Source organism: Arthrobacter subterraneus, from assembly GCF_900099735.1.
GTDB classification, from domain to species: domain Bacteria; phylum Actinomycetota; class Actinomycetes; order Actinomycetales; family Micrococcaceae; genus Arthrobacter_D; species Arthrobacter_D subterraneus.
In genome coordinates this window covers 129,729-142,751 of sequence record NZ_FNDT01000008.1, presented here as the reverse complement: position 1 = coordinate 142,751, position 13,023 = coordinate 129,729, and the positions used below count along the sequence as shown (strand labels likewise).

General features: G+C 66.8%; 15 protein-coding genes. 7 read left to right on the top strand and 8 right to left on the bottom strand.

Annotated elements, in window-relative coordinates; translation table 11 throughout:
• Together BLS52_RS10820 and BLS52_RS10815 are read right to left on the bottom strand one after the other, a co-directional pair.
• Positions 1–737, bottom strand: a 737-nt coding sequence (locus BLS52_RS10820) for an IS481 family transposase (protein WP_090586714.1), incomplete at its 3' end; no start/stop codon positions are given.
• 131 nt (positions 738–868) lie between these two features.
• On the bottom strand, positions 869–1,165 hold the full coding sequence (locus BLS52_RS10815; protein ID WP_051470485.1) for a GroES family chaperonin: 297 nt from the start codon (positions 1,163–1,165) through the stop codon (positions 869–871).
• Between the two features lie 212 nt (positions 1,166–1,377).
• Here BLS52_RS10815 and BLS52_RS10810 point away from each other — a divergent pair, with 212 nt between their 5' ends.
• Positions 1,378–2,229 carry a Bax inhibitor-1/YccA family protein gene (locus BLS52_RS10810; protein WP_090586712.1) on the top strand — a complete coding sequence of 284 codons (852 nt, stop codon included), beginning with the start codon at positions 1,378–1,380 and terminating at the stop codon, positions 2,227–2,229.
• A gap of 189 nt (positions 2,230–2,418) precedes the next feature.
• Here the strand turns inward: BLS52_RS10810 and galK are convergent, their stop codons facing one another.
• The 3 genes from galK to BLS52_RS10795 are packed head-to-tail and all read right to left on the bottom strand — an operon-like array spanning position 2,419 to position 5,476.
• Positions 2,419–3,561: a galactokinase gene (gene galK, locus BLS52_RS10805; RefSeq protein WP_090586690.1), complete on the bottom strand. Its 1,143-nt coding sequence runs from the start codon at positions 3,559–3,561 to the stop codon at positions 2,419–2,421.
• The gene (gene galT, locus BLS52_RS10800) at positions 3,558–4,694 is read right to left on the bottom strand and encodes a galactose-1-phosphate uridylyltransferase (RefSeq protein ID WP_090586688.1); all 1,137 of its coding nucleotides are present in this window, start codon (positions 4,692–4,694) and stop codon (positions 3,558–3,560) included. The genes galK and galT overlap by 4 nt, the downstream gene beginning before the upstream one ends.
• Positions 4,691–5,476, bottom strand: coding sequence for a DeoR/GlpR family DNA-binding transcription regulator (locus BLS52_RS10795; RefSeq protein ID WP_090586686.1), 786 nt, complete (start codon positions 5,474–5,476; stop codon positions 4,691–4,693). Before BLS52_RS10795 ends, galT begins: the two co-directional genes overlap by 4 nt.
• A gap of 119 nt (positions 5,477–5,595) precedes the next feature.
• On the opposite strand from BLS52_RS10795, the gene BLS52_RS10790 reads away from it, so the two are divergent.
• Genes BLS52_RS10790 through BLS52_RS10780 form a run of 3 tightly spaced genes read left to right on the top strand, consistent with a single transcriptional unit; the run spans position 5,596 to position 8,664 of the window.
• Positions 5,596–6,816, top strand: coding sequence for an AI-2E family transporter (locus BLS52_RS10790; protein ID WP_090586685.1), 1,221 nt, complete (start codon positions 5,596–5,598; stop codon positions 6,814–6,816).
• Positions 6,817–6,872: 56 nt separating this feature from the next.
• Positions 6,873–8,069, top strand: a complete 1,197-nt coding sequence (gene ilvA / locus BLS52_RS10785) for a threonine ammonia-lyase (protein WP_051470484.1) — start codon at positions 6,873–6,875, stop codon at positions 8,067–8,069.
• On the top strand, positions 8,032–8,664 hold the full coding sequence (locus BLS52_RS10780; protein ID WP_245702809.1) for a rhomboid family intramembrane serine protease: 633 nt from the start codon (positions 8,032–8,034) through the stop codon (positions 8,662–8,664). Before ilvA ends, BLS52_RS10780 begins: the two co-directional genes overlap by 38 nt.
• 13 nt (positions 8,665–8,677) lie before the next feature.
• On the opposite strand, the gene greA is transcribed toward BLS52_RS10780, so the two are convergent.
• Together greA and BLS52_RS10770 are read right to left on the bottom strand one after the other, a co-directional pair.
• Entirely contained in the window at positions 8,678–9,169 is a 492-nt protein-coding gene (greA, locus tag BLS52_RS10775; protein WP_026544258.1) for a transcription elongation factor GreA, read from the bottom strand.
• A gap of 223 nt (positions 9,170–9,392) precedes the next feature.
• Positions 9,393–9,824 carry a DUF4307 domain-containing protein gene (locus tag BLS52_RS10770; protein WP_245702808.1) on the bottom strand — a complete coding sequence of 144 codons (432 nt, stop codon included), beginning with the start codon at positions 9,822–9,824 and terminating at the stop codon, positions 9,393–9,395.
• 152 nt (positions 9,825–9,976) lie between these two features.
• On the opposite strand from BLS52_RS10770, the gene mca reads away from it, so the two are divergent.
• Positions 9,977–10,894: a mycothiol conjugate amidase Mca gene (mca, locus tag BLS52_RS10765; RefSeq protein WP_090586709.1), complete on the top strand. Its 918-nt coding sequence runs from the start codon at positions 9,977–9,979 to the stop codon at positions 10,892–10,894.
• A 50-nt stretch (positions 10,895–10,944) separates the two neighbouring features.
• Entirely contained in the window at positions 10,945–11,292 is a 348-nt protein-coding gene (locus tag BLS52_RS10760) for a hypothetical protein (RefSeq protein WP_245702807.1), read from the top strand.
• A gap of 12 nt (positions 11,293–11,304) precedes the next feature.
• On the opposite strand, the gene trhA is transcribed toward BLS52_RS10760, so the two are convergent.
• The gene (gene trhA / locus BLS52_RS10755; RefSeq protein ID WP_090586683.1) at positions 11,305–12,057 is read right to left on the bottom strand and encodes a PAQR family membrane homeostasis protein TrhA; all 753 of its coding nucleotides are present in this window, start codon (positions 12,055–12,057) and stop codon (positions 11,305–11,307) included.
• Positions 12,058–12,189: 132 nt separating this feature from the next.
• On the opposite strand from trhA, the gene BLS52_RS10750 reads away from it, so the two are divergent.
• Entirely contained in the window at positions 12,190–12,951 is a 762-nt protein-coding gene (locus BLS52_RS10750) for an isoprenyl transferase (protein WP_217636746.1), read from the top strand.
• The last annotated feature ends 72 nt before the right edge of the window (positions 12,952–13,023 follow it).

The following is a 13,023-nucleotide window of genomic DNA, read 5'->3' as shown; positions in this document are numbered from 1 at the left end:
ATGCGGGGTCCGAGGGCGTCGGCGAAGGCACGGGATCGGTATCCATTGCCGTTATCGGTCAGGACTCGCTGGACGGTGATCCCGCGAGACTCGAACCAGGTGTTGGCGCGGTTCCAGAACGCGGCCACGGTTTCCTTCTTCTCATCGGTGAGGATCTCGGAGTAGGCAAAGCGTGAGTAATCGTCGACGGCGTTGTGAATGAAGTGATACCCGGGGCGGCGGTTGCGCTGGGTGCCGACCTTGTTGCGGCGCCCGGCGGCCCTGCCGAGGGCTTTGTGCCCTCCGCCGTCGGGGATCCTCCCGAGCTTCTTGATATCCACGTGCACGAGCTCCCCGGGCGCGGCGTGTTCGTAGCGGCGGATGACCCGTCCGGTGGCACGGTCCAGCCAGGACAGTCTCGCCAGACCGTACCGGGCCAGGACACGGTGCACGGTCGAAGGATGGACCCCGAGGTGATAGCCGATCCGTGCCGGGCCCCACCGCCGGTTGACCCGGATCGCGATGATCCGCCGCTCCGTGCGCGCCGGCGTCCTGCGCGGACACCGGTGCGGACGGCTGGAGGCATCGTTCATGCCGGCGGGCCCGAGTAGACGGTACCGGGAGGACCAGCGTGCAGCGGTCGTGGCAGAGACCTGGAAACGCTCCGCAGCCCGGCGCAGCGGCCAACCATCATCGACAACACACTGGGCCAGTAACAACCTCCCGCGAGGTGTCAGTAGGGCGTTAGGGTGGGACATTGAAGACCTCCTGGTTAGTGGATGCTCTAGACAAGCCCCACTTCACCCGGAGGTCTTCTTCATGTCACCAAACCACGCCGACCGTCACTAACCTCTGTGGTCAATACAACTAGAGCGCGCCGAAGGTGCGCCTAGAGGTAGAGGCCGGTGCCGGCGTCGTCCTTTTCCGGTTGCGCCACGGCATGGATGTCCCGCTCACGGAGCAGGATGTAGTCGGTGCCGCCGACGTCGACCTCGGATTTGTCCTCCGGATCGAACAGCACGCGGTCGCCGCGCGAAACCTGCCGGACGCTGGGGCCGGCCGCTGCGACGTCGGCCCAGGCCAGCCGCTTGCCCATCACCGCGGTGGCGGGAATGACAATGCCCGAGGTCGACCGGCGCTCGCTGCTGTCCTTGTCCAGGATCACCAGGAGCCGGTCGTGGAGCATTTTCAGCGGCAGGGCATCGGGCAACGGGGCCTTGGTGGCTGGTGGGTTCGACACGCGGACAGTCTACCGTCGGGCATCCGGCGCAGCCGACTCCGCAGCCGACTCCGCAGCCGAAGTGGCAGCGACCGGGCGGCAGGAACAAAAACGCTGGAAAACCGTTGATATTGGTAGGGTTGAAACATCTCAGCCCCCAGATGGAGGACTACAACACAATGGCACTCGGCGGTAACCCGGTATTCAACGGTAAGAACTTCCGTACCGCTGCCCGCGGCGACAATCCGGCAGCGTACGGTTCAACAACTTTGGCCGGTCAAACGGCCATGAACCAGCAGCAGCTGGAGCACCTCTACAACCAGCCTTCGGCAGGTCCGGCAGAGACCGGCCGCATGACGTTCGACGACGTGATCGTCAAGACCATCGCCACCATCGGCATGGTACTGATCGGCGCGGCGGTTCCTGCGTTCCTGTTCCCGTCACTGGCGCCCCTGCTGATGATCGTCGGCTTGATCGGCGGCTTCGTCCTGGGCCTCGTCAACGCATTCAAGCGTGAGCCCGTCCCCGCGCTGATTCTCGGCTACGGCTTCCTTGAGGGCCTGTTCCTCGGCGGGCTCACCATGTTCCTCGAGGCACAGTTCCCGAACATTGCCATGCAGGCTCTGCTGGGCACCCTGTCGGTGTTCGCCGTGACCCTCGTGCTCTTCAAGAGCGGCAAGGTCCGTGCAACCCCCAAGGGCATGAAGATCTTCATGATCGCCATGATCGGCTACGCACTGTTCAGCCTGGTCAACCTTGGCCTGATGGTCTTCGGCGTCAGCAATGACCCGTGGGGCCTGCGCACCGGCATCGAAATCTTCGGTATCCCGCTGGGCGTCCTGATCGGTGTGCTGGCTATCGGCCTGGCTGCGTTCTCCCTGGTCATCGACTTCACCATGATCAGCGAGGGCGTCCGCAACGGCGCCGCCCGCAAGTACTCCTGGACGGCGGCCTTCGGCCTGACGGTCACCCTGGTGTGGCTGTACGTCGAGTTCCTGCGCATCATTGCGATCCTGCGCGGCAGCGAGTAAACGAAGTACAACTAGCAGCGAAAACCCCCGGCACTGGAAACGGTGCCGGGGGTTTTCTGTGTCCGGTGTTTCCTGTGTATCCCCTGCGGAACTTTCGGGCAGATCTGGTGGGTCCGACGGCGGATACATCGCCGGATCTGCCCGAAAGTTCCGGGAGGTCAGCCGGAGGTGCGCAAAAGTTCCGGGAGGTCAGGAGACGCGGCCCGCACCGTCCGCGGGCGACACTGCGAAGATGGCCGGCTCGGTGAAGTCAGCGTCGGCAAACGCAGCAGTGACGGCGGAACTCACCCGGTCAATGTCCTCAATCCGCGTCAGCGCAATGGCGGAACCGCCGAAGCCCCCGCCCGTCATGCGGGAACCCAGCGCGCCGGCTGCCCGCGACGCCTCCACGGCGAGATCGAGTTCGGGACAGGAGATCTCGAAGTCGTCCCGCATCGAGAGGTGGCTGGCGTCGAGCAGCGGTGCGATGGCGTGCGGACCCTCGGTACGGAGGAGTACGACGGCGTCCTGAACCCGAGCGTTCTCTGTCACCACATGCCGTACCCGGCGGAACGTCTCCTCGTCCAGAAGGCCGGATGCCTCCTCGAGGTCATCCTCGCTCAGGTCCCGCAGGGCGGAAACCCCCATCACGTCAGCGCCCACCTCGCACGCCCGCCGGCGTGCCGCATAGCCGCCGGTTGCGTGGGAATGGCTGACCCGGGTGTCGATCACGAGCAGGGCCAGGCCGTTTTCCGCCAGGGGCAGCGGGACGAGGTCCGCCTGCCGGGTGCGGCAATCGAGAAAGACCGCGTGGCCCCGCCGGCCGAGCAGGGACGCTGACTGGTCCATGAGGCCGGTCGGTGCCCCCACCATCTCGTTCTCGGCCCGCTGGCCGATGAGAGCGAGCTCCGGGCCGGTCAGCCCGAGGGTGAACAGCTCGTTCGCCGCCACCGCGACGGCACACTCAATGGCGGCGGAGGAGGAGAGCCCTGCCCCCACCGGGACCTGCGAATCAATCAGAAGATCAAGGCCCTGGACCGGGTGCCCGGCCTGGCGCAGCGCCCAGAGGACTCCCACCGGGTAGGCGGCCCAGCCCTCGACGTCGCCGGCGGCAAGCTCCTCCAGATCGCTGATCACCACTTCACCTGAGCCGGAGAAGGTCGAACTGACGCGCACGACCGCATCCTTCCGGACGGATGCGGCCACTGAGGTTGCCCGGTCGATCGCGAAGGGCAGGACAAACCCGTCGTTGTAGTCGGTGTGTTCGCCGATCACGTTTACGCGGCCGGGGGCGGCCCAGATGCCTGCGGGCGCATGCCCGAAGCGGTCCTTGAACTGCTGGCTGAGGGTCATGCTGTTTCCTTCCCTGCGAAGGTCGCGGCGCGCAGGGTGGCGGCAACCTGCTCCGGAGTGGTGTCGTTGATGAAGGCGCCCATTGCTGCTTCCGAACCGGCGAGGAACTTCAGCTTATCCTCGGCCCTGCGGGGTGAGGTGAGCTGGAGATGCAGGTATCCGGCCTCACGCAGTTCGGGAACGAGAGGAGCCTGGTGCCAGGCGGCGATGTACGGGGTGGGCGTACTGTACATACCGTCCACCCGGGCCAGGAGATCGAGGTAGAGGGTGGTCAGCTCGTCCTTTTCCCCGTGGGTGAGGGCCGCGATGTCGGGCACATGGCGGTGCGGGACCAGGTGCACCTCAACCGGCCAGCGTGCAGCAAACGGCACATACGCGCTGAAGTGCTTCCCCTCCAGGACCATGCGCTCGCCGGAGTCCCGCTCCGACTTCAGCACCGACCCCAGGAGGGTTTCGCGTCCGTCAACGGCGTCGAAGTAACGCCGGGCGGCCCTGCCCATCAGCGCTGCACGCGGCGTCACGAAAGGGTAGGCGTAGATCTGCCCGTGCGGGTGGAGCAGCGTCACGCCGATGTCCGCGCCGCGGTTCTCGAACGGGAAGACCTGCCGGATGCCCTTCATCGCCGAGAGCGCTTCCGTACGCTGGGCCCACGCATCGATGACCGTCCGCGCCCGCTCCGGCGGGAGTGACCCGAAGGAGCCTTCGTGGGCGGAATCGAAGGCGACCACTTCGCACCGACCGAAGGCCGACGTCGTCGTACCCCAGCCGGTGTTTGCGGGCTGAAGGTCCGGAAGCTCGCCAAGGGCCGGTCCGAAGGAGGAGAACCGGTTCTCGAAGACCACCACCTCGTAGTCGGAGGCCGGTATCTCGGAGAGGTTGTCCGCCGTGGAGGGGCAGAGCGGGCACTGGTCTGCGGGGGGAAGGTGGGTGCGGGTCTGGCGGTGCGCGGCCACGGCGGTCCACTCGCCGGTCAGTGGGTCATACCGCACGTCGCCGGTGCCGCCCCGCGGCGGCAGGCCGCGTTGGTCGGCCACGGCGGCTGGATCTGCGTGCAGTGCCGCCGCCTCTTTGGTGGCGTCGAAGTAGATCAGCTCGCGCCCGTCGGAGAGTCGGGTGGGGGTTATCTGGGTCATGGGGTGTCCTGGGGATTCGGGGGCGGGGGAGCGGAGGGTGTGAGGACGTCGGTGGTGCGCGCGTAGTGCGGGTCTTCGGGGGATGAATCGGTGACCAGGCAGTGCACCTGGTCGATCCCTGCGATCCTGGCGAGGCTCACGGTGCCGAACTTGGTGGAGTCGGCGAGGACAACCAACCGGCCGCACTGCTCGGCGAAGGCCCTGTTGGTATCCGCCTCAGCCAGGTTGGGGGTGGTGATCCCTGCCCGGGAGTCCACACCGTGGGCGCCCATGAAGCAGAGGTCCACGTTGAGGGACCGGACGGTGGCGGTGGCGATCGGCCCTACGAGCGCTTCCGAGGGGGAGCGCTCACCGCCGGTCAGCAGCACGGTGACGCCGGGCGGTGCGGTGCGGTGCAGCTTTTCGGCGGCGGGCAGTGAGTTGGTGAGCACCGTGAGAGGCCCCGTCAGGTGACCGACGAGGCGGTAGGTGGTGGTGCCTCCGGTGAGGGCCACCGTCATTCCTGGCCGGATGAGCGCCGCCGCCGTTGCCGCAATCGATTCCTTGGCGTCCGTCCGCTGCTCGGCGTTGACGCCGAACCCGGGTTCGAGGGCGCTCAGCGCCGTGCGGGATGCGGCCCCGCCATGGACCTTGCGGAGGGCGCCGGCGGCGTCGAGGCCGTCGATGTCCCGCCGGATGGTCATCTCGGAGACGCCAAGGCTCTCGGCCAGTTCGCTGACCCGCACGGTCCGCTGTACGCCCAGCTTCGCGAGGATCGCGGCGTGCCGGTCGGCGGCGAGCATGGGAACTCCAGGAGGGTCGGCGGGATCACAGAACGTGGTTAACAAAATACAACGTTTCCGAACATTTTCAAACAGTCAGACGAAGCGGAGTTCCAAGGGTCTTGTGAAAAGATTGAGTCATGACGCGTCCATCGCGGCCGGAAACGCAGCAGGTGCCCCTGGGTGCCTTCAGCGTGCCCCTGGAGCGGGCGCCGGGCGAGGACGTTCCCTACGCACTGCGGGTCAGCGCCGCCTGGGCGTGGCGGGTCGGTCTGATCCTCGTGGTGTCGGCCGCGTTGGTCTGGTTGCTCGGCCAGATCTCGCTCCTCGTGATTCCGCTGATGATCGCGGGACTGCTCTCGAGCCTGCTTGCCCCGGCCGTAACCTTCCTGCGCCGGCGCAGGATCCCGAGCGGCATAGCCGTGGCGATGACCGTTCTCGGCTTCCTCACTGCGGTCGCTGCCACCCTCTCGCTCGTCGGGCAGCAGCTCGCAGTGGGATTCGCTTCCCTCTGGGATGAGGCGCTGGCGGGTATCGACCAGGTCCAGGACTGGCTTTCCCTGGGTCCGCTGCACCTCACCACCTCGCAGATCGACGGGTTCATCGACGAGGTGGCCGCCGCCGTGGACAACAACAGCGGCGTCATTGTCAGCGGAGCCCTCTCCTTCGGCAGCGGCGCCGGCTACTTCATGGCAGGGCTCCTGCTGACCGTATTCGCGCTGATCTTCTTCCTGCACGACGGCGACCTCATCTGGCGCTTCATTGCCGGCCTTGCGCCGCGCCGGGCCAGAGCGGCGGTCCTCGGCGCCGGACGGCAGGGCTGGACGTCCATGGCCAACTACGTCCGGGTGCAGATCCTCGTGGCCTTCATCGACGCAGTGGGAATCGGCCTGGGCGCCGCGATCATCGGGGTGCCGCTGGTTCTGCCGCTGACCGTCCTGGTATTCCTCGGCTCCTTCATTCCGATCCTGGGCGCCCTCTTCACCGGTATGGTGGCCGTCCTCCTGGCGCTGGTGGCCAACGGGTGGGTCAACGCGCTGGTGATGCTGGCCATCGTGTTTGTGGTGCAGCAGGTAGAAGGGCACATCCTGCAGCCGTTCATCATGGGCAGGGCAGTCTCCCTGCACCCGCTCGCCGTGGTCCTCGCTGTTGCGGGAGGAACGCTGGTCGCGGGCATTCCCGGTGCGCTGTTCTCGGTGCCGGTCCTTGCCACCCTCAACACCGTGGTGCGGTACATTTCCGGGCGCGCCTGGGAAGCCGACCCGGCGCTCGGCCCGCCTGACCGGCAGCCTGCACCAGCGTCCCAGCCTCCCGGTGAGTCCACCGGAACCGCCCCCTCTCCGAAAGAAGCCTCATCGTGACCACCGATCTCGCCCAGCTGGCAGTGACCGTCGAGGACGTCCTCGCAGCGCAGAAAATGCTCGATGGCGTGATTGCGTACACCCCGATCGAGGACTCCCGCGCGCTCGGAAGGCTGACGGGCGCCAGGGTCTCGCTCAAGTGCGAGAACCTGCAGCGTGCCGGATCCTTCAAGGTGCGCGGCGCATACGTACGGATGGCCCGGCTCTCCGAGGAGGAACGCGCCCGCGGCGTGGTGGCGGCATCCGCAGGCAATCACGCCCAGGGCGTTGCGGTGGCGGCTGCGCGGCTGGGCATCAAGGCACGCATCTACATGCCCCTCGGGGTGGCGCTGCCCAAGCTTGCGGCAACTCGTGGGCACGGCGCCGAGGTGATCCTCCACGGCCACAACGTCGATGAGGCCCTGACCGAGGCCAAGCGGTACGCGGACGAGCACGGCGCCGTCTTTGTCCACCCGTTCGACAACGTGGACGTCGTCGCCGGGCAGGGAACCATCGGACTGGAGATCCTCGAGCAGGTGCCCGACGTCGACACCATCCTCATGGGGGTGGGCGGCGGCGGGCTGCTGGCCGGCGTCGCCGTCGCGGTCAAGGCGCGCGCCCGCGAGTTGGGCCGGGAGATCCGCGTGATCGGGGTCCAGGCGGAGAACGCCGCGGCATACCCGCCGTCCCTTGCCGCCGATGCGCTGGTTCCGCTGAAGAAGGTGTCCACCATCGCCGACGGTATCGCCGTGGGCCGGCCCGGGCAGCTTCCGTTCTCGATCATCCGGGAATTGGTGGACGACGTCGTCACGGTCAGCGAGGACTCCCTCGCCCGGGCGCTGATCTTCCTCCTGGAGCGCTCCAAGATGGTGGTGGAGCCTGCCGGCGCAGTGGGCGTCGCGGCACTGCTGGACGGAAAGCTCACCGAGAACGGCGCCAACCCGGGGAACACCGTGGTGGTGCTCTCGGGCGGCAATATCGACCCGATGCTGATGCTCAAGGTCATCCAGCGGGGCCTTGCCGCGGCCGGCCGGTACCTGGTGGTGCGGATGCTGCTCGATGACCGTCCGGGCTCGCTGGCCACGATCTCGCGCATCATCGCCGAGTCCGATGCGAACGTGACCGGCGTCGACCACACCCGGGTGGGAGGCTCCATCAGCATGGGGGACGTGGCGATCACGATCAACATGGAAACCAAGGGCGAGGAGCACTGCGAGCAGGTCCTGAACAACCTGCGTGCGGAGGGCTTCCAGCCCGTCGTCATCCAGGGCTGAGATGCTGGCGAGGAGGGCAAGGAGCGCGCTGGCGACCGTCGTCGTCTTCGCCGCCCTGCTCTGGGTGGTGCACCTGGTGAACGCAGCCACCGGCTTCTTCCTTGTCCGGCTGCTGGGGATCGTTCCCCGTGAGCTGGAAGGGCTCGACGGCGTGGTCTTCGCTCCGCTGCTGCATGCGGACGCCAGGCACCTGATCAGCAATACCCTGCCGTTGCTGGTGCTGGGGTTCCTGGCATTCCTCGAGGGCGCAAAGCGCTTCGCCGTTGCCGTGGGAACGAGCTGGCTGGCGTCCGGACTGGGAGTCTGGATTTTCGGCGGGGGAGTGACCATCGGAGCGTCCGGGGTGGTCTTCGGGCTGTTCGCCTACCTGCTGGTACGTGGTTTCTACAACCGCGACTGGAAGCAGATCCTGCTCGCCGTCCTGTTGTTCGGCATGTACGGCTCGCTGCTCTGGGGAGTGCTGCCGCAGTTCGGCACAAACATCTCCTGGCAGGCCCACCTTTTCGGTGCTCTTGGGGGAGTGCTGGCGGCCCTGCTGCTGAAACGGCGGCCGGCCCCTTCCGGAACCGGCCGCCGTCTACCGCGGGCGCGCTGAGCCTGAGGGGCTGCTAGCCGGCGTAAGGCTTGGCGGACAGGATCTCGACGGTGATTTCCTTGCCGTTGGGCGCGGTGTACTTCACCGTGTCTCCGGCCTTGTGTCCCTGGATGGCTGCGCCGAGCGGGGACTTTTCACTGTAGACATCCAGATCCGTGTCACCGGCGACCTCGCGGCTGCCGAGCAGGAAGGTCTCCTTGTCTCCGGCGATGTTCGCCTCGACCAGCATGCCCGGTTCAACGATGCCGTCATCGGCAGGGGATTCACCCACGTGGGCGTTGTTCAAGAGCTCGGTGAGCTGGCGGATGCGGGCCTCGGCCTTGCCCTGCTCCTCCTTGGCTGCGTGGTAGCCGCCGTTCTCCTTGAGGTCACCCTCCGAGCGGGCCTGCTCGATGCGGGCAACGATTTCGGTGCGGCCGGGGCCGGACAGGTGGTCCAGCTCAGCCTTGAGGCGGTCGTAGGACTCCTTGGTGAGCCAGGCGACGGATGCGCTGTTGGTGGACACGGTATCTCCTTAGGTACGTCGAACCCGTACGCGGGGTTCGGCTTTGCGGTCTTCACCTGTGCGGTACGCATTTACAAGCAAAGACCCCGCCTGCGTGATGGTGTCCTGGGGAACTCTCCACAAAGAACCAACCGCTGGGCGGGGCGGAACGTATCAATCCATTATAGTCAGCCGGCTGCAGAAACCCAATAACGGCGCGGGCTGTGAGCCTGGCCGGTAGGAGTCAGTCGACCAGCCAGCAGGCGTTGACCCCGCCGGTGACGCCCTCGGACTCCGTCCGGACCATGGTGCTGTGCGAGGTGGTCCGGCCGTCCCCGTCCGTTTCGACGCCGGCCGGGGGAATGGTCACCACCGTCCAACCGACCACCGCGTAGGACTCGTTCAGGACCTGGACAGCGCACTGGGCGGTTGCCGCGGGATCCTTGGTGACCTCATAGTCCACCCGGGCCATCGCAGGACCGTCAATGCGGAAGCCCACATCCTTGGAGGACACCTCCGGAGTGCCGGCAAAAAGACTGAAAATACCGGTAGCGACGACGGCCACCGCCAGCACCGCCCAGATCAGCCACCGGCGCGGCCCGGAGGCGGCCCGCTGCGGCTTGGGGGCACCGTAGCGATTGGCTACTCTTGGTACTGGCGCGTGGTCGGTGCTCATCGGTTCCAGTTTACCAACCGGTACTTTGGAATCTTCACGTCAGTTCACTGCCGGTTGTCCCCTCGCTTGGCCGCAGGTCCCGCCAAGGAACAGTCCGGCCCTCGTCAGACCAGGAAAGATTCAGGAGCATTCCAGTGCCCAGCCCGGAAAACATCCCCGACACCGCTTCAACGCCCACAGCGAACGACGGCGGCTACCGCCTGCTGGCGGTGCACGCGCACCCGGACGATGAGTCGAGCAAGGGCGCGGCCACGATGGCCAGCTACGTGGCGGCCGGGGTATCTGTGATGGTGGCAACCTGCACGGGAGGCGAGCGCGGTGACATCCTCAACGCGCAGATGGCAGGGGTTCCGCACGCCCTCCGCGACCTCGCAGGGCTGCGCCGGCTTGAAATGGCCGAGGCCGCCGCCGCGCTGGGAGTTGAACACCGGTGGCTGGGGTTTGTGGATTCGGGGCTTCCTGAGGGCGACCCGCTGCCGCCGCTGCCCCCCGGGTGTTTCGCGCTGCAGCCGCTGGAGCGGGCAGCGGCACCGCTGGTCCGGCTGGTCCGGGAGTACCGGCCGCACGTCATCCTCAGCTATGACGAGAACGGCGGTTACCCGCACCCTGACCACATCATGGCGCACCGGGTGGCGGTGGAGGCCTACGAGGCTGCCGGCGACCCTGCCCGCTACGTGGGACTGGGGGAGCCATGGAGCCCGCTGAAGCTCTATTACGACCGCGCGTTCAACCCCGAGCGCTTCCGGGCCCTGCACTTTGCGCTCGAGGACGCCGGCCTGCAGTCGCCGTACGCCGAGCGGATCGCCGCCTGGCTGGAAGCCGACGCCGAGGGTCACCAGCCGGCCCGGCCCACCCATCCGACGACCACGCAGATCGACTGCGGCGACTTCTTCGAACACCGCGAACGCGCCCTGCTGGCCCACCGCACACAGGTGGAGCCGGAAGGCTTCTTCTTTGCCGTCTCGGCGGACCTCCAGCGCAAGGTCTGGCCCTGGGAGGACTACTCCCTGATCCACTCACGGGTGCCGCAGGACCTGCCCGAGACGGACTTCTTTGCGGGCATAGAATGAGTTAGCCGGCGTGTCCGCCGCAAAACCTTCTGTGAAAGTGGTGCTCTGGAGTGCTTTCCCTGCTCAACCTGGCCGCAACCGTGACGCCTGCCCCGGGTGAGGAACCCTCGCTGCGCCCCGGGCTGGACCCCACGCAGGTGACTCCGGGGCTCCTGGGGTTCCTGGCCACGCTCTTCATGGTGATCGCCGTGATCTTCCTGATCCGTGACATGGCCCGCAGGATCCGGCGCGTACGCTACCGCGAGATGGCCAACCTTGAGGCCGAGCAGGCACAGCAGCTGGAACAGTCAGGACAGGAATCCGGCGGTGCTCCAGACGCCGCGGGACCCGAATCGTCCTCGGGGGAGGAACCCCGGCGGCGCGCTCCCGGCGGCAAGCACGGCCCTGACGCGCCCTAGCCGTCAGTACCCCTAGCGAGCCGGGTTCAGCACCGCGATCAGGATGGCGATGAAGTGGGATGCGAACGCCGCCACGGTGAACGCATGGAACAGTTCGTGGAACCCGAACCACTGCGGGCTGGGATTGGGCCGTTTCATTCCGTAGATCACGGCCCCGGCGATGTAGAAGACGCCGCCGACGATGATCAGGACTGTCGCCGGTACGCTGGCGGCCAGGAAGTCGGGCAGGAACAGCAGCGCCGCCAGTCCCAGGGCAATGTAGATGGGCACGTAGAGCCAGCGCGGGGCGTTGACCCACAGCACGCGGAACAGGACGCCGGCGATGGCGCCGCACCAGATCAGCCACAGCAGGAGGGTGGCTTTGTCCTGTGGAAGCAGGGCCCAGGAGAGCGGCGTGTAGCTGCCGGCGATGACCAGCATGATGTTGGTGTGGTCCAGCCGCTTGAGGACCACCTTGGTGCGTGGGCGCCAGTTGCCGCGGTGATAGACGGCGCTGACGCCGAAGAGCAGGATGCCGGTGAAAGCGTAGATCGCGGAGGTGACTTTTCCCGCCGTCGTGGGTGCCAGGATCACGAGCATAATTCCGGCAACGACCGCCAGGGGAGTGGCGCCGAGATGGATCCAGCCCCGCCATTTGGGTTTGATGTTCAGGGCATCCGCTGCGCGCTCGACGGCGGCTTCCACCGGACCATTATTGGGAGCTGATCCGTCCGGATTCTGCGGGGTATTGGGCGCTCCGGTCGGTGGTGAAACGCGTCGGCTCATGACCGCAATTCTAGCGGAGCCCCACCTCAAGTTACTAACCAGTAACATGTGCTTTCCGCCACCGCGCAGCCCGTGCCGGTACGGTAGTGGATGAATCCCTGCTAGCTGATCGAAGGACAGGTGGGCGCTGCCGTGAAGTTTCCCTCGTTTGCCTACGGCTTCTACGAGCGCAAACTCCAGCGGTCCCTTGCGCCCGACCGCATACCGCACCACGTCGGCGTGATGGTTGACGGCAACCGGCGCTGGGCGAAACTGGCCGGCGCGCCGACCCGCCACGGACACCAGGCCGGTGCGGACAAGATCCTCGAGTTCCTCGGCTGGTGCCGCGAGCTCGGCGTCGAAATGGTGACGCTCTACATGCTCTCCACGGACAACATGAACCGGTCGGCAGAGGAGATCGAGCAGCTCCTGGACATCATCGGGAACACGCTCGACCGGCTCGGCGAAACCCGCAAGGTCCGGGTCCAGCCTGTCGGTGCGCTCGACCTCCTCCCGGAACACCTGGCGTCCAAGGTCACCGAGCTCGCCGAGCGCACGTCCTGCATCGAGGGGCTCCACGTGAATGTTGCGGTGGGCTACGGCGGCCGGCGGGAGATTGTCGACGCCGTCAAGGAGCTCCTGCTGCAGGCGGATTCCGAGGGTTCAACCCTGACGGAGGTCGCGGAGAACCTGTCGGTCGGGCAGATCTCGGAGTACCTGTACACGCGCGGCCAGCCGGATCCGGACCTGGTGATCCGCACCTCCGGCGAGCAGCGGCTTTCCGGCTTCCTCATGTGGCAGAGCGCGTACAGCGAGTTCTATTTCTGCGAGGCTCTCTGGCCCGACTTCCGGCGGGTCGATTTCCTGCGCGCGCTGCGCGATTACGGACGCCGCCAGCGGCGCTTCGGCTGCTAGGGCCGGTTCCCTTTTCTTCACCGCAAGTTCAACTGCGACACGCAGCGGGAGGGTGCGCCGCCGTCGTCGTCC